Annotated in this window: 19 protein-coding genes; 8 read left to right on the plus strand and 11 right to left on the minus strand. The window is 69.7% G+C overall.

The genetic code is table 11. The features are described 5' to 3' along the window. From K1J60_RS06205 to K1J60_RS06225, 5 genes are all read right to left on the minus strand, one after another. Positions 1-573 carry a class I SAM-dependent methyltransferase gene (locus tag K1J60_RS06205; RefSeq protein ID WP_220645284.1) on the minus strand — a complete coding sequence of 191 codons (573 nt, stop codon included), beginning with the start codon at positions 571-573 and terminating at the stop codon, positions 1-3. After that, positions 570-2,507 carry an ABC transporter ATP-binding protein gene (locus K1J60_RS06210; protein ID WP_259407578.1) on the minus strand — a complete coding sequence of 646 codons (1,938 nt, stop codon included), beginning with the start codon at positions 2,505-2,507 and terminating at the stop codon, positions 570-572. Before K1J60_RS06210 ends, K1J60_RS06205 begins: the two co-directional genes overlap by 4 nt. Then, positions 2,504-3,046 carry a hypothetical protein gene (locus K1J60_RS06215; RefSeq protein ID WP_398684227.1) on the minus strand — a complete coding sequence of 181 codons (543 nt, stop codon included), beginning with the start codon at positions 3,044-3,046 and terminating at the stop codon, positions 2,504-2,506. Before K1J60_RS06215 ends, K1J60_RS06210 begins: the two co-directional genes overlap by 4 nt. A 477-nt stretch (positions 3,047-3,523) precedes the next feature. Next, positions 3,524-4,231, minus strand: a complete 708-nt coding sequence (locus K1J60_RS06220; RefSeq protein WP_220645286.1) for a cation transporter — start codon at positions 4,229-4,231, stop codon at positions 3,524-3,526. Further along, complete coding sequence (locus K1J60_RS06225) at positions 4,231-4,566, minus strand: ArsR/SmtB family transcription factor (RefSeq protein WP_220645287.1); 336 nt, start codon at positions 4,564-4,566, stop codon at positions 4,231-4,233. The genes K1J60_RS06220 and K1J60_RS06225 overlap by 1 nt, the downstream gene beginning before the upstream one ends. A gap of 455 nt (positions 4,567-5,021) precedes the next feature. On the opposite strand from K1J60_RS06225, the gene K1J60_RS06230 reads away from it, so the two are divergent. The 5 genes from K1J60_RS06230 (at position 5,022) to K1J60_RS06250 (ending at position 8,339) form a co-directional block, all read left to right on the plus strand. Then, positions 5,022-5,423, plus strand: coding sequence for a DUF6153 family protein (locus K1J60_RS06230; RefSeq protein WP_220645288.1), 402 nt, complete (start codon positions 5,022-5,024; stop codon positions 5,421-5,423). Between the two features lie 122 nt (positions 5,424-5,545). Continuing rightward, complete coding sequence (locus K1J60_RS06235; protein WP_220645289.1) at positions 5,546-6,172, plus strand: DUF305 domain-containing protein; 627 nt, start codon at positions 5,546-5,548, stop codon at positions 6,170-6,172. Between the two features lie 90 nt (positions 6,173-6,262). Further along, complete coding sequence (locus tag K1J60_RS06240) at positions 6,263-7,168, plus strand: F510_1955 family glycosylhydrolase (protein WP_220645290.1); 906 nt, start codon at positions 6,263-6,265, stop codon at positions 7,166-7,168. Positions 7,169-7,250: 82 nt separating this feature from the next. Then, entirely contained in the window at positions 7,251-7,781 is a 531-nt protein-coding gene (locus K1J60_RS06245; protein ID WP_220645291.1) for a DUF4396 domain-containing protein, read from the plus strand. 147 nt (positions 7,782-7,928) lie between these two features. Then, on the plus strand, positions 7,929-8,339 hold the full coding sequence (locus K1J60_RS06250; RefSeq protein ID WP_220645292.1) for a four-helix bundle copper-binding protein: 411 nt from the start codon (positions 7,929-7,931) through the stop codon (positions 8,337-8,339). Between the two features lie 61 nt (positions 8,340-8,400). Here the strand turns inward: K1J60_RS06250 and merB are convergent, their stop codons facing one another. Continuing rightward, positions 8,401-9,378, minus strand: a complete 978-nt coding sequence (merB, locus tag K1J60_RS06255) for an organomercurial lyase (RefSeq protein WP_220645293.1) — start codon at positions 9,376-9,378, stop codon at positions 8,401-8,403. Between the two features lie 87 nt (positions 9,379-9,465). Between merB and K1J60_RS06260 the strand changes: the two genes are divergently transcribed. After that, a complete protein-coding gene (locus tag K1J60_RS06260; protein WP_220645294.1) occupies positions 9,466-9,915 on the plus strand; it encodes a heavy metal-responsive transcriptional regulator in 450 nt (149 codons plus the stop codon). On the opposite strand, the gene K1J60_RS06265 is transcribed toward K1J60_RS06260, so the two are convergent. From K1J60_RS06265 to K1J60_RS06275, 3 genes are all read right to left on the minus strand, one after another. Continuing rightward, entirely contained in the window at positions 9,893-10,432 is a 540-nt protein-coding gene (locus tag K1J60_RS06265) for a DinB family protein (protein ID WP_220645295.1), read from the minus strand. The genes K1J60_RS06260 and K1J60_RS06265 overlap by 23 nt on opposite strands. Before the next feature lie 92 nt (positions 10,433-10,524). Next, entirely contained in the window at positions 10,525-11,043 is a 519-nt protein-coding gene (locus K1J60_RS06270; protein WP_220645296.1) for a hypothetical protein, read from the minus strand. After that, a complete protein-coding gene (locus tag K1J60_RS06275; RefSeq protein ID WP_220645297.1) occupies positions 11,040-11,189 on the minus strand; it encodes a hypothetical protein in 150 nt (49 codons plus the stop codon). The genes K1J60_RS06270 and K1J60_RS06275 overlap by 4 nt, the downstream gene beginning before the upstream one ends. 108 nt (positions 11,190-11,297) lie before the next feature. On the opposite strand from K1J60_RS06275, the gene K1J60_RS06280 reads away from it, so the two are divergent. Then, positions 11,298-11,867, plus strand: coding sequence for a TetR/AcrR family transcriptional regulator (locus tag K1J60_RS06280; protein ID WP_220645298.1), 570 nt, complete (start codon positions 11,298-11,300; stop codon positions 11,865-11,867). 171 nt (positions 11,868-12,038) lie between these two features. Here K1J60_RS06280 and K1J60_RS06285 read toward each other — a convergent pair whose 3' ends face one another. After that, a complete protein-coding gene (locus K1J60_RS06285; protein WP_220645299.1) occupies positions 12,039-13,208 on the minus strand; it encodes a cytochrome P450 in 1,170 nt (389 codons plus the stop codon). A gap of 86 nt (positions 13,209-13,294) precedes the next feature. Between K1J60_RS06285 and K1J60_RS06290 the strand changes: the two genes are divergently transcribed. Beyond that, the gene (locus K1J60_RS06290) at positions 13,295-13,894 is read left to right on the plus strand and encodes a TetR/AcrR family transcriptional regulator (protein WP_220645300.1); all 600 of its coding nucleotides are present in this window, start codon (positions 13,295-13,297) and stop codon (positions 13,892-13,894) included. A gap of 55 nt (positions 13,895-13,949) precedes the next feature. Here K1J60_RS06290 and K1J60_RS06295 read toward each other — a convergent pair whose 3' ends face one another. Then, the gene (locus K1J60_RS06295; RefSeq protein ID WP_220645301.1) at positions 13,950-14,285 is read right to left on the minus strand and encodes a YnfA family protein; all 336 of its coding nucleotides are present in this window, start codon (positions 14,283-14,285) and stop codon (positions 13,950-13,952) included. Positions 14,286-14,301: the final 16 nt, after the last annotated feature.

The following is a 14,301-nucleotide window of genomic DNA, read 5'->3' on the forward strand; positions in this document are numbered from 1 at the left end:
TCACGGGCGGAGGGCGAAGCAGGCCAGCAGGTCGAGGTCGACAGTGGTGACGGTGGACCAGTCGGAGGTGAGGACTTCGCGGTCGTGGCTGGTGATGCCGAGGCGTTGGAGGGGATCGTCGTCGTCACGCCGGTCGGCGAGTTCGGTGACCACCCAGAAGATCCCGCCGGGAACGAGGAGTTGACGGACCCGGTCAAGGAAGGCGGCCTTGTCGGTGAAGAATTTGTACGCCAGGCGGCAGGTGATGACCGCGTACGCCGGATCGGGCAGCTCGCTCAGGTCGTCGGTGGCGAAGTCCATGACCTGGAAGTGGGGTTGGCCGTCTTCGCGATGACCGGTGTCGGCGAGGGCGATGGCGCTGGGTGCGCAGTCGATGCCGGTGCTCCGGTAGCCGAGCGGGTCGTGCAGGTGGCGGGCCAGAAGGCCATCGCCGCATCCAATGTCGAGCGCCGGCCGTGAGTGGCCGGGACCGAGGTGTTCGGCGAGGAGTTGCCTCTCCGGGTCGGTGATCTTGCGGTAGCGGCGGCCGGAGGCCCACAGGGGTTCCCAGTAGGCGACTGTGGATTGGGTCATCGTTCTTCCCCTTCGCTGCGGTAGGCGGCCCGGTCCTGCTGGAGTTGCCACAGTTCCTGCATCAGGCCGGGCTGGTTGACCAGTTCGTGGAAGGTGCCTTCCTGCACCACGCGGCCCTTGTCGAGGACGACGATGCGGTCGGCGGTGGAGGTGTTGGCGAGGTTGTGGGTGACGAGGACGACGGCCCGGTCTCCGGCCATGTCGCGCAGGCCGGTAAAGATCCGGTGCTCGGCACGCGGGTCGAGGTCCGAGGTGGGTTCGTCCATGACGAGCAGGCCCGCGTCTCGGTGTGCGGGCCGGGCGACCGCGATGCGCTGCCACTGTCCCGGCGACAGGGCTACGCCGCCCCAAAACTCCCGGGCCAGCAGGGTGCCCAGCCCCGACCGCAGGGTTTTAATCACATCGTCGGCGCCGCTGGACCGTGCCGCGCGATGGATGGCCGCATCGCCCTCGGCACGCTGCTGGCCGAGGGAGATGTTCTCGCGCGCGGTCATGGGCCAGCGGGCGAAGTCCTGCGGGACCACGCTGGTCTGGCGCCACACGGCGTGGGGGTCGAGGTCGGCGATGCTGATGCCGTCCCAGGTGACGACGCCGCTGGTGGGCAGGTTGAGCCCGGACAGCAATTTCATCAGGGTCGACTTGCCCGAGCCGTTCTCCCCGACGACGGCCACGATTTCGCCCTGACGGACCTCGAAGTCGACGTTGTGGAGGGTGTCTTGATCCGCCTCGGGGTATCGGAAGGTGACGTTGCGCAGGGCGATGTGGCGCGGCCGTTGGGGGGTGAGGTCGCCGCGGTCCAGGCGCTGGCCGGCGGCCTCCGTGACGAACCGCTCCCAGTCGTCGAGGTAGAAGCCCGTGCGCATCAAATCCCGGCCGTAGCCGACGAGCCCCTGCAGCCCGGTGGCCGCGGAGCGCAGCGCGAACACGGCGGTGCCGGCCGCTGCCGCCGAGATCCGGCCGGTCCCCAGCAGTAGGAACACCGCACCCCACACCAGCGAGGACGCCAGGCCCGTGGCCGCGGCGCCGACGATGGCGATCTTGGCCCGGTCCCAGGCGGCGGTGTTGCTGGTGGCTTCCACCCGCTCGGCGCTGACCGTGTACTTCTTCAGCAGGTAGGGGGCCAGGGTGTCGGTGCGGATCTGGTCGGACTGGTTCTTGGCGATCAGATGCCAGCGCAGCATGGTCTTCACCCGCCGGTCCTTGTGGGTGGCGACCACCGCGAGGTAGGTGATGCGTTCGCCCCGGATGGAGGCGACGGCCTGCGGTACGGCGGCCAGCAGAAGAAGGGGCAGGAGCAGCGGATACAGGCTGGCCAGGACCACAGCTGCCGCGATCAGAGTGGCCAGGGAGGAGACGTAGTTCTGGGACTGGCCGATCATGTCCCGGCTGACCTCGACGCCCCGCTCGGCAGCGTCGAACCGGTCATTGAAGCCGGGGTGGTCGTAGGCGGCCTGTTCCGCGTTGGTCGCTGCCTCCAGCATCTTGTACTCCGCCTCGCGCTGAATCCGCGGGGAGAGCCGGTTGGACAGGGCCTGGATGGCGATGCCGAGCAGGGCCCGCAGTCCGGCCGTCCCGGCCAGGACGGCCACGGCCGGGATCGCTGCGGGCAGCCGGCTCGTGTTGTGTGCCGTCTCGATGAGCACCGCGAGCGCCTCGGTGGTGGCGAACAGCCCGAGCGCTCCGGAGATCCCGGAGACAATCTGGCAGGCGAGAAGGGCGATGACGGCTTTGCGGTCGACCTCCCAGGCCAGGGAGAAGGTCCTGCGGATCAGTGAGGGAAGCCGCCGGGCCATGGTGCGTCCGGTCAGCAGATCCGCGATCTCCAGACTGTCCCCACCCGGATGGTTGAACGCCAGTTCCTCCTCGTCGGGCACCGAACTTGCCTCGTCGGTCTCGCCGTTCTTGTCGTGCAGTCGGTCGGAGGTCTCCGTCACGGCCTGTCTCCCTCCTTGGCTCCGGGGGTGGAGGCGTCGGCGGCCGAGACGCTGTCCGTCACGCCCGAGGCTCGGCTACCGGGATCGGACGGCGCCACCGGTAGCGCCCGCAGGGAACGCACCGGGGAGAGCACCAGGACGATGACCGGAACGAGCAGCAGAACGGTGCCGGCGATCAGGGCGCTGCGTACCCCCTGCAACGTGCCGATGGCTCCGGCGAGGGGGGCGGCGACGGGGCGTGACCCTCCCGTGAGCCAGGTGCTGACCGCCTGCATGCGCCCCTGGAGACGGGGTGTGGTGATCATCTGGCGGATGGACCGCTGGGTAGTACCGACCGCTGCCGCGCACAGGAGCTGGACGGCGAGCGCGGCTCCGATCGTGATCTGCCATCCGCGTCCCGGAGACGCGAGCAGCAGCGGGAACTGGGTGAGGGGGGTCAGGACGAGAGCGGTGAGCATCATCGGGCCGGGACCGAACCACCGAGTCATGCGCGGAGCGAACAGGGCTCCGGCGCAGCTGCCCAGGGCGGCGGCCCCCATGACGAGGCCGAACGCCGTTGAGCTGAAGCGGAGTTCACGCAGCAGATTTGTTTCCGCAGAGACCGTGTCCCCCACACGTGGTGTCGCTTTACAGGCGGGCTGCTGTTTCGGCCTGTGTCGCATTCGCGCAGCTCATCGTGTCGCTTTCTCCGGGTCGGCACGTGACGAAGCCCACACTCTAGCGAGCGGTCTCGTGTTGGGGGCCGGGACAACGAACTCTGCGCAGAGTGCACCTCGTTGAGCTTCCACCCCCGCCGTACATCCCGGGGTGGGCCGTGCAGGTGTCCTGCCAGTGTCGGCACGCTGCGCGTCTGGCAGGGCTTGCTCGCTGTCGGCCATCGTTCCGCCCTTCCTTCTCCCGACCGGTGCCGGATGCGTCGGCCCAGCCCAGGTAGCGCTGTTGAGGGCCTGGCGCACCTTCCGGCACGAGCAGGATCTTGATCGCCATATCTCTTTAGTTGTCGCGCGAGGTGGCCGTCAGCAGCAGGCGCACCCGGGGCGGTCGCAGGCGTCCGGCTCGGCGCTGGCGCTCGGCAGCGTTGCGGCGGCGGCCGGTGCACAGCAGCCCTTGCCCTGCCAGGCGTCTCGGCCTTCCTTGACGGCGATGGCGGCGATGACGAGGGCGGCGATCGGGTCGGCCCAGGACCAGCCGAGGGTGGCGTTGAGGACCAGGCCCAGGAGCAGGACGGCGGAGAGGTAGGTGCACAGCAGGGTCTGCTGGGAGTCGGCTACCGCACTGGCTGAGCCGAGTTCGCGGCCGGCCCGACGCTGGGCGCCGGACAGGAACGGCATGATCGCCAGGGACAGCGCGGCGAGCACAATGCCGGGGATGGACCGCTCAGCCTCCCCGGTGCCGGTCAGCGCCCGGATGGCATCGACGGTGACGTAGGCGGCGAGCACGAAGAAGGACACCGCAATGATCCGCAGAGTCGTCTTCTCCCGCGCTTCGCGCAGAACGTGGTCTCGGGCGGAGAACTGCCAGGCGACCGCCGCGGCGGAGGAGACCTCGATGACCGAATCGAGGCCGAAGCCGATCAGCGCGGTGGAGGAGGCGATCGTGCCGGCGGTGATGGCGGCGATCGCCTCGATGACGTTGTAGGTGATGGTCGCGGCGACCAGTAGGCGTATGCGCTTAGCGAGGGCGTCACGGCGGGCAGGGGAGGGCCCGAGGGATATCGCGCTCATCAGCAGCAGCCCTTTTCGTCGGCGTCCGGGCAGGTGCGGTCAGCTTCCACGGCGAGCACGGCAGTGCGCAGGTCGTCCAGTGCGTGGCCGAGGCGCGAGTCGGCGAGTTCGTAGCGGCTGCGGCGGCCTTCGGGGACGGCGACGACCAGGCCGCAGTCGCGCAGGCAGGCCAGTTGGTTGGACAGGCGGGTTCGGGAGATACCGAGGGCGTCGGCGAGGTCGGAGGGGTAGGCCGGGGCCTCGCGCAGCGCGAGCAGCAGGCGGCAGCGGATCGGGTCGGCCAGTGCCCGACCGAACCGGGTCAGGGCGTCGAGGTCGGTCGCGAGGGTCAGCATGACAATAACGATACACAGATACTTGAATCCACGGATGGTTGAACTATTGGGGGAGGGTGCTCGTGCTCCGCTGTACTGGAGTGGCGTGCAACGACCGCATCGCTTCCCTGGGCTGACACGCCGACCTTTTCCGTCCCGCGCGGCCAGGCCCCTCGACCGCCTTTCGCCGGGGTCTCTTGCTGCGTGGGCCGCAGTCGTGTCGCGCCAGTCGCGCCAGTTGGAGCCGGGCCTGGCGCGTCGTCGAGGGAAAGGCGGCAGCCAGCGCGAGCACGGCAGCGAGGCGGGAGCGAACAGTGCGCGGGTTCATCTCGGTGGTTTTCGATCGTGTGAGGTGGGCGACCGGCCGGCACGCAACCGGTGGACCGCGCTTCGACACCCTGATGGAACTCATCTCATGCCCCGGCGCCTGCCCGGTGGCGAGCAGTCCCGTACGGGGCTGCTCGTACGATGGGCGCATGACCAGCAGCACGGGATCGAGCCGCCGCCCCGCCGGGCGGCTGTTTGTGCTGCTGGTGATGGCGGTGCTGACCGGCGTGCTGGGCATGCACGCTCTGGGCCCCGGCTGGGCGCCGGCAGTGCGATCGGAGGCCGGGCACGAGATGGTGATGGCCCATACGGCCGCGGCGCCGCAGGTGAGCAGCGGGTGCTCCCACACGGATGGCGGCAGCGATCATCTCGACCATGCGGATGGAACGTGTGCGGCGGCCGGGATCGGCTCGGCGTACGCGCCGCCCGCGCTGACCAGCGCCCTGATGGACGCCCCTGCCACTTTCGTTCCGGCGACAAGCGTGACAGGGCCGGCCGTGAGCGGCCGGGCACCGCCCGACCTGTCTGAGCTGCAACTTCTGCGGATATAGAGCGGCCCGCACGGCACCCCCTTGCCCGGATGCTCCGGCGCAGGGTGCCGCGGTTTTGCACGCCCTCATCCCAGATCACTCGCGCGCCGCTGTGTCGTGGCCGCGCGCACAAGGAGTTGTACATGACCAGCAAGCGATCCCTCGTCCGCCGTACCGCCGCCGTGGCTGCCGCGGCAACCGCCGCCCTCGTCCTCGCCGCCTGCGGCGGGAACGGCGACAGCTCCGCCGGACACGACGGGCACGCCACGAAGTCCCCCTCCGCCTCGGCGCCGGCTTCGCAGGGTCAGCAGAACGCGGCCGACGTCGCCTTCGCCAAGGGGATGATCCCGCACCACCGCCAGGCGGTTGAGATGGCCGACCTCGCGCCGTCCCGGGCCGAGTCGGCGGAGGTGAAGAAGCTCGCCGAGCAGATCAAGAAGGCCCAGGACCCGGAGATCAAGACGCTGTCCGGCTGGCTGACCTCCTGGGGCGAGGAAGTACCCGCGGAGGGCGCCATGGATCACTCCGCGCACGGCACGGGCGGCATGATGACGGCCGAGGAGATGGACCAGCTCAAGAACTCCTCGGGCACGGCGTTCGACACCTCCTTCATGGAGATGATGATCAAGCACCACGAAGGCGCTGTGGCGATGGCGAAGACCGAGAAGGCCGACGGCGCCTACGAGCCGGCCAAGAAGATGGCAGACGCGATCATCACGTCCCAGACGGCCGAGATCGCCCAGATGAACAAGCTCCTCGGCAAGAACTGACGGACCGCTACAGGGGCGGGCGCCGCTGGCGCCCGCCCCACCCGGTCTCCTCATCCGCCGTCTGCTTTTCTTCGACAGCTTGGACCGCACGTGATCACTTCTGCTTGCATACCCCGGCGCCGCGGGCGCGCCGCTGCTCTCCTTGCGGCGGCCGCGGTGCTGCTCGCCGCCTGCACCGGCCCCAATACCGGCACGGAGACCGACGCCGCGGCCGCCGATCCCGGTACCGGGCATCTGCACGGCCTGGGTGTCGACCCGGCTGACGGCGCCGTCTACGCCGCGGGCCACCTCGGTGTCTTCCGTCTCAGTGGCGGGAAGGCGGTGCGGGTGGCCGACCGTTATCAGGACACCATGGGCTTCACCGTCACCGGCCCCTCGACGTTCCTGGCCAGCGGCCACCCCTCTCCGACCGACACCGACGCCCGCTCACCCCACCTGGGCCTGATCCGCAGCACCGATGCTGGCCGGTCCTGGCAGATGCTCTCCGTCGAGGGAGAGGCCGACTTCCACGCCCTGGAGCAGGCCGGCGGCGTGCTCTATGGATTCGACAGCCAGAGCGGACGGCTGTGGGCCAGCGCCGACGGCGGCCGCAGCTGGGACAAGCGCGCCAAGCAGCCGCTGCTCGACATCGCCGCCCACGCCAAGAGCCCCGAGACGGTGTGGGCCGCCACGGGCAAGGGTCTTGAGCGCAGCACCGACGGCGGGCGCGCCTTCAGCGCCGTCCCCGCCGCCCCTGGTGTGGTCGCCGTCGAAGAGCCCGAGCCCGGTCTGTTCGTCGCCCTCGCTGCGGACGGCCGCGTGGTCAGCAGCCGAGGCGGCCGCACGTGGACCGAGCGCGGCCGCCTGCCCGACGGCGGTGATCCGACGGTGCTGACCGCCGTGACCGGGCAGCGGCTGCTGGCTGCCGACAGCTCCGACACCGTCTACCAGTCCACCGACGCCGGCCGCACCTGGAAGGTCCTCCACCAGCCGTCGCAGACGACGCAACACCACTAGAGGAATACCCCTAGGGGGTATATGGTTGGTGGTGTGGGGCCCGGTGAACGGACCACACCGGACGGGATTGGGGATGAAGGTCATGGACCACGGCACTCACCACACCGGCACCGCGCACGACCCGGCCACCCACGAGGGCCACCACGCTCAGGCCGATCAGCACGGTGGGCACGCGCACGGGGCGTCCTGGTCAACGGCCGCGAAGGCGACGCTGCACTGCCTGACCGGCTGCGCCATCGGCGAGATCCTCGGCATGGTCATCGGCACCGCCCTGCTGTGGGGCAACGTTCAGACCATGGTTCTGGCGATCTCGCTGGCGTTCCTCTTCGGCTACTCGTTCACGCTGTTCGCCGTCCGCCGGGCCGGCCTGGACTTCAAGAGCGCCATCAAGGTGGCGCTGGCCGCCGACACCGTCTCGATCGCCGTAATGGAGCTGGTCGACAACGGCATCATCGCTCTCACCCCCGGCGCGATGGACGCCCACCTGTCGGACGCGCTGTTCTGGACCGCGCTGCTGGGCGGCTTCGTCGTGGCTTTCTTCATCACGACTCCGGTCAACAAGTGGATGATCGGCCGCGGCAAGGGCCACGCCGTCGTCCACGCCTACCACTGACCATTGCCGCTCGACACCTGCGCCCGGCCGCACCGTGAAGGTGCGGCCGGGCGCGTTCGCAGTCCGGGGGGTTAGCTGGAGATGTACCCGGGCGCTTCCAACGGCGGCCGCCCCGGATCGCCGGCGCCGCGGCGTGAGGAGGTACTGATGTCCAGCACCGTGAAGGACATGCTCGCCACCTACCCAGCCGACCTCGGCGGCATCGACCAGGCCAAGCTCACCCGCTGCATCGAAACATGCATCGCCTGCGCGCAGGCGTGTACGGCGTGTGCGGATGCCTGCCTGTCCGAGGGCATGGTGGGCGATCTGACCAAATGCATCCGTACCGACATGGACTGCGCCGACATCTGCAACGCCACCGCGGCCGTGCTCTCCCGGCACACCGGCTACGACGCCAACATCACGGCCGCGATGCTGCGGGCGTGCGCCATGGCCTGCAAGGCGTGCGGCGACGAATGCGAAAGGCACGCGGACATGCACGAACACTGCCGCGTCTGCGCCGAAGCCTGCCGCTCCTGCGAGCAGGCGTGCAACGAACTGTTCCAGGCCCTGGGCTGACCCTCCTGCCGTTGCCCGTACTCCAGATGGGCGACCCGGATCTGGTTCGCGGGCGGAACAATCAGTCGGCGAGCAAGTGGCCGAAGGTCTGTGCCGCGATCTCCCGGGCGCGGGCCTGGACGATGACCTGTCCGGGCACTTCGGGGTGCTGCTTCGCCCAGGCATGGGCGGTGACGTCGCCGGTGAAGAAGTTCAGCGCGTCGCAGCAGGCCGTGGCCGCGGGCCCGCCGCCGGGGCGCTGCCCGACGAACACCACCGCGCCCGCCGGCTCCCACACTGCGCTCTGGCCGCTGGTAGTGACGGTGACCGGCTCATCGGTTACCGGATCGGCGGAGGTGATCACGACGTCCTGGCCGAGCATCACCGGGATGCCAAGCGCGTCGATCGCACACATCGACCACACTTCGGCGCCGCCGGTGATCGACACGCGGTGACGCGTCGCCGCGGCGGAGAACGGGTAGGCGGCGCGGATCCGGCCCTCTGCGTCCAGCGTCAGGAAATCCTCGCGGGCCAGCTCTTCCAGCACCTCACCGGCCGTGCGGCCCGCCTGGGCGACGGCCGGTTCCAGGACGCCCGGCTCCGGCGCGGTGCCGGTGGCGGCGAAGTGCCGCAGCACGGCCTGGTGCACCGCCCTCAGCCCCCGCTCGGCGGGGGCTCGGCGCCCCCGGCCGGCCCGTCCGACCACGTCCAGCGCATCGCTGCCACAGCAGTCGGCCGGCACGGCGGCGGGCTGAGGCAGGCCCGCGGCGGTGAGCGCCTGGCGAAGGGCGGCCTGGCTCGGCACGCCCGAGACCGTGCCGTCCGCGTCCCGGTACAGGCGGCACGAGATGCTCGGCGCCGTCCCGGCGGCGGTGAACGGATCGACGCCGTCGAGCAGGATCGTAGGCGAGCCGCTCATTCCGTACTCGGCGGCCTGCGCCTGGTCGTGCACCTCGACCAGTTCCACCTCGGCCGCCCGGCCGGCCAGCGCGGCCCTGACCCGCTCGGCCGCAGGCTCCGCGTTCGGGCACCCCGCGACCGTCAGCACCGTAATCCGCATCGCCGCCATCTCCTCCCGGTTCACCCCCGTACGCCTGCGACGTTAGACCTTCCAGTGCGCTGGAAGGTCAAGGCGTAGCCTGGACTCATGCGCATCGGCGATCTCGCCGCCACGAGCGGGCTGTCCACCAAGACCATCCGCTTTTACGAGCAGAGCGGTCTGCTTCCCGCGCCGCCGCGTACCGCAGGCGGCTACCGCGACTACGGCGAGCAGGCCGCGGTCCGGCTCGGCTTCATCCGCGACGCCCAGGGCGCCGGCCTGACCCTGGCCGAGATCCGCTCGGTCCTCGCGCTCCGCGACAGCGGCCAGGCGCCGTGCGCACACGTCACCGGGCTGATCGAGCAGCGCCTCGACGACATCGAGCGGCGCCTGGCCGAGCTGGCCGCAACCCGCGACGCACTGCGCGGTCTGGCCCGGCGGGCCGCCGCGACCGACCCCGCCTCGTGCAGCCGGGACGAAATCTGCACGATCCTCACCCCACCCCGAAACAGCCCGGGCGCGTCGGCCGGCGGTGTCAGCTCTCGCCATCCAGGGTGAGCTGGGCGTGGTGGAAGTCGAAGTGCTCGTTCGGGTAGCGGTAGATGTCGGCGAGCGTCATGAAGTCCTCGAAGAACGGGTCCCAGCGCACGGGGTAGTGCATGCCGCGCTGGAGTTCAGCCTCGGATTCCGCGGCGAGCCTGCGCTCCAGGCAGGCAGTGACCCGGTCGAATCTGGCGGCCATGCGGCGCGGCCCGTAGAACTTCACCGCCCCCACGGGACCGGCGTAGTTGATCAGGTCGAACGGGACCGTCGCCACGTCCAGCAGCCTGGCGAACACCTTCCCGACACTGCGGGGAAGCCGCCCGAAGACGCGCACAAGGACCAGCAGCCGCAGGACGATCATGTAGCCGAAAAGCATGTGCCACAGCAGCTGCTCGTTCGTCCACCGGGTGACTTCGGTGGCCCGGGCAAGGTCGGCCTTCGAAGCCGTGTCCAGGAGACGATGGAACGCCTGCCGGGCCCGCTCGTAGTCCTCGTGTACCGCCTGCCGGTCCATCGGATACGTGTATGCCATGGCCTGTGCTCCCGCTCGACCTTCACGGTTCCACCCGGGGTTGCGATGATGCCCCCTCCAAGACGCCGTAACCAACAGGGCGCCCTGCCTTGTCAGCGGGTCTGGTCGCGCTGCCGGCGGCGTCCGAGGGCGGTTACGCCGCGGGGCTTGAACACCGACAGAGAGGCGGCCGCCAGCAGCACCACGAGGGCGGCGGCCGCGTCAGCGATCAACTGGATGCGCATGCCCTCCAGCTCACCGTCCGCCAGCGCGGCCCGGGCCGCCGCGTCGGCGAGGTGCCCGACCGGCTGCATGTGAACGAGCAGCACCACGGTGGCGACCACGGTGATCAACAACTTCGCGATCACCCAGTAGTGCCGCAGCAGCCCCCACACCGTCCCCAGCGACTGCACCACGCCGGTCACCAACGATGCGCCGGCCAACGGCACGATCACGAACCATCCCACCAGCTCCATCGCCACATACGACGACCGGACCGTCTGAGGAGCATCGCTGACCAGACCGGCGACGGCCAGTGCGAGGAAGGCCGCGACCGCGCCCAGCCAGCCCAGGGAAGCAGTGACGTGCGCGGTCAGCGTCGCCTTGCGCAGCCGCGCGGGAAACGGGCTCACGGGGCGTGCCCGACCATGCCGCCCCCGGCCAGGTGCACGATCACGAACACCACAATCAGGGCGACCACCACTGCTGCGGAGATCTTCACCCAGCGCGGCGCCCGGTGATCATCAGGCGCGTCGGGGCGGGAAGGCAAGTCAGCCATGGCGTCCTCCAGGAGTCGGGCGCAGACCGACCGCGCCAATCTTTTTCAATACACAGTGTCTCTCTCCCGGCGGAGTGTATCCAGGGTAGACGTCTGTATCCTTGAGGGGTGCCGAAGCTGTGGAACGAGACCATCGACGCCCACCGCCACGCCGTGCGCGAGGCCATCTTGAACACCACCACGGAGCTGGTGAAAGCCGGCGGGCTGCGATCGGTGACCATGTCGCAGATCGCCGAGAAAACCGGCATCGGCCGCGCCACCCTCTACAAGTACTTCTCCGACGTCGAAGCCGTCCTCCTGGCCTGGCACGAGCGCCAAGTCACAGGCCACCTGCACCAGATGGCCGAGGTTGCCGGACAACCGGGCACCCCTGCCGAGCGCCTCCAAGCCGTCCTGGAGGCGTATGCGGACATCGCACGCCAGCGCCACGGCGGCGAACTCGCCACTCTTCTCCACCAGGGCGAGCACGTCTCCCACGCCGAGCACCACCTGGCACACATGGTCCAGGCCCTCATCGCCGAAGGCGCCGACAGCGGCGACCTGCGCGGTGACATCCCACCAGCCGAGCTCGCCCAGTACTGCCTCCACGCGCTGACTGCCGCAGCGGGCCTTCCCTCAGTGGCCGCTGTCCGCCGGCTCGTCGGGGTCACCCTGAACGGGCTGCGTCCAATTCCGTAGCCGCAAGCGCCACATCACGTGAGTCCACGCAGACGAACCCGCTGTACGCGCAGATCCGCACCCATGGCGTAGAAGCGTCCCAACGCGTACTGCGGCCGCACTCTGACAGGGGCACAGGTACGGGTTCCCGGGTCAAGCCATTCATGAATCTCGGAGGGCGGTTAATGTCGATCACCAGACCACGGGGAGGCTGACGAGGCCGCCCGTCAGCACCTCGCTGCGGACGGTCAGTTCCTCGATCGGGACGGCGAGCCGCATCGTGGGGAAGCGCCGGACGAGCTGCACGAGGGCGACCTGCAGTTCGATGCGGGCCAGGGGTGCGCCGATGCAGTAGTGCGCGCCGTGTCCGAACGTGAGGTGGGAGGCGGCGCGGCGCGTGATGTCGAAGCGGTCGGGGTCGGGGAAGACGGCGGGGTCGTGGTTGGCGGCACCGTTGTCCAGCATGACCAGGTCCCCGGCCTGGATAGTGACGCCGCCGACGTCGAAGTCGGTGCGGGCGTAGCGGGGTATGCCTCCGCTGCCTTTGCCCGGGGCTCGCAGGACTTCCTCGACGGCATTCGCGATCCGGTCGGGGGATTCTGCCGTGGCCTGCCACTGGTCCGGGTGGGAGAGCAGCAGCAGTGCGCCGAGGCAGATCTGGACGACGGTGGTCTCGTGGCCGGCGAACAGCAGGGCCATCGCGAGCATGGCGATCTCGTCGTCACCGACCCCGTCGGTCGCGCACAGACGTGAGATCACGTCGTCACCGGGCTCACGGCGCTTGTGGGTCACGAGCTCCTTTCCGTACTGGAACAGTTCGCCCAGCCCCTGCTCGGAGCGTTGCCGGTCGAGCACGTCGGCGGCGGCCTGTGTCCAGGTGCGAAACCGGACGCGGGCTTCGTACGGCACGCCGAGCAGCTCGCAGATGACCAGGATCGGCAGCGGCAGCGCGAGGGCTGTGTTGAGGTCGGCCGGCTGGTCCTGGTGCGTCAGTTGGTCGAGAAGCTCGGCGGTGAGGACTTCCACGCGAGGACGGAAGGCGCGCATGCGCCCTGGCGTGAAGTGCGGTTGGAGCAGGGAGCGCATACGGACGTGGTCGGTCTTCTCGGTCGCGTAGTTGCCCAGCGGGCCGCCGAAGAGGGCCGACTCGTTGGAGCGGGCGGCGGTTTCCGGGCACGGGTGGGAACGGCCGAGTCGGCTGTCGTCGAGGAGTTGGCGCACCTCGTCGTATCCGGTGACGAGCCAGGCATCGTCGCCAACGCGGGTGCGGATCTTGTGGACGGGGCCCTGGGCCTGCAGCTCACGCAGCAGCGGCGGGACCTGCAAGGGGCCGGTCTGTTCGAAGGGCAGCTGGGGAGTCACGGCAGCTCCTGAGTAGACGCGAGTTTGTACACTCCGATGTAAACAAACGTACTTGTATACTCATGTGTAAACAAGAGGAGGATCGGGTGGCGGCAGAGCGAGCAGACTCCGATGGCGTCGAGCCGGTGAAGCGGATGCGGCGCGCCGAACGACGTGAGCAGATCTTGGATGCCGCCACCCGGGCGTTCGCACGCGCTGGCTTTGCTGGCACTGGCCTTGATGACGTCGCCGCCGAGGCGGGCATCACCCGGGTGATGCTCTACCGGCACTTCGAGTCGAAAGCCGGCATGTACCGAGCGGTCCTGGACCGAGCCTGCGCCCGGCTCGCGGGAAACGTGGGCAGCGGCAACTTCGACGAGAACTCGGTGCCCGCCCTGGTCCGTGCCGCGGCGGCCGACCCCGACGCCTTCCGGCTGCTGTTCCGTCATGCCGCCCGGGAGCCGGAGTTCCGCGACCTCATCGACACTCTGACAGCGGCTTCGACCGAGATCGCCCAGCGTAACCTTGCCGCACTCCTGCCCGCCGGACCCTGGCTGGGCTGGGCGGCGCGGGTGATTCCCGCATTCACCATCGAAGCCGTCATCGGCTGGCTGGACGCCGGACAGCCGGACCCGGAAGCTGCGGCGGACCGGATCAGTCAGGCCATCCACGGAGTCATCGAGGCCGCACGCCCGGCCGGCGACTGAACCCCATGGCCGCAGCTGCCCGACGCAGGGGCAAGCGACCTGCTTGCCGACTCAGTCAGTGGCCGCGCGGGGCGTACATGATGACGGCCATCCCGGAGAGGCAGACGAGGGCGCCGATGACGTCGAAGCGGTCGGGCCGGTAGCCGTCGGCGACCATGCCCCAGGCGATCGATCCGGCGACGAAGATCCCGCCGTATGCGGCGAGGATGCGTCCGAAGTTGTCGTCGTGCTGCCTGGTGGCCACGACCCCGTACAGGCCGAGGGCGATGACACCGGCGCCGATCCAGATCCAGCCCTTGTGCTCGCGGATGCCCTGCCAGACCAGCCACGCGCCTCCGATCTCGAAGAGGGCGGCGACGACGAACAGGGCAACGGAGCGGGCGATGAGCACGGCGGCAGGATCTCTC

The sequence above is a fragment of the Streptomyces akebiae genome, assembly GCF_019599145.1.
Classification (GTDB): domain Bacteria; phylum Actinomycetota; class Actinomycetes; order Streptomycetales; family Streptomycetaceae; genus Streptomyces; species Streptomyces akebiae.

Excerpts from the sequence above, each read along its gene's own strand:
- K1J60_RS06205 (WP_220645284.1), bottom strand. The coding sequence starts at position 573 with ATGACCCAATCCACAGTCGCCTACTGGGAACCCCTGTGGGCCTCCGGC.
- K1J60_RS06215 (WP_398684227.1), bottom strand. The coding sequence starts at position 3,046 with ATGGGGGCCGCCGCCCTGGGCAGCTGCGCCGGAGCCCTGTTCGCTCCG.
- K1J60_RS06220 (WP_220645286.1), bottom strand. The coding sequence starts at position 4,231 with ATGAGCGCGATATCCCTCGGGCCCTCCCCTGCCCGCCGTGACGCCCTC.
- K1J60_RS06225 (WP_220645287.1), bottom strand. The coding sequence starts at position 4,566 with ATGCTGACCCTCGCGACCGACCTCGACGCCCTGACCCGGTTCGGTCGG.
- K1J60_RS06230 (WP_220645288.1), top strand. The coding sequence starts at position 5,022 with ATGACCAGCAGCACGGGATCGAGCCGCCGCCCCGCCGGGCGGCTGTTT.
- K1J60_RS06235 (WP_220645289.1), top strand. The coding sequence starts at position 5,546 with ATGACCAGCAAGCGATCCCTCGTCCGCCGTACCGCCGCCGTGGCTGCC.
- K1J60_RS06245 (WP_220645291.1), top strand. The coding sequence starts at position 7,251 with ATGGACCACGGCACTCACCACACCGGCACCGCGCACGACCCGGCCACC.
- K1J60_RS06250 (WP_220645292.1), top strand. The coding sequence starts at position 7,929 with ATGTCCAGCACCGTGAAGGACATGCTCGCCACCTACCCAGCCGACCTC.
- merB (WP_220645293.1), bottom strand. The coding sequence starts at position 9,378 with ATGCGGATTACGGTGCTGACGGTCGCGGGGTGCCCGAACGCGGAGCCT.
- K1J60_RS06260 (WP_220645294.1), top strand. The coding sequence starts at position 9,466 with ATGCGCATCGGCGATCTCGCCGCCACGAGCGGGCTGTCCACCAAGACC.
- K1J60_RS06265 (WP_220645295.1), bottom strand. The coding sequence starts at position 10,432 with ATGGCATACACGTATCCGATGGACCGGCAGGCGGTACACGAGGACTAC.
- K1J60_RS06275 (WP_220645297.1), bottom strand. The coding sequence starts at position 11,189 with ATGGCTGACTTGCCTTCCCGCCCCGACGCGCCTGATGATCACCGGGCG.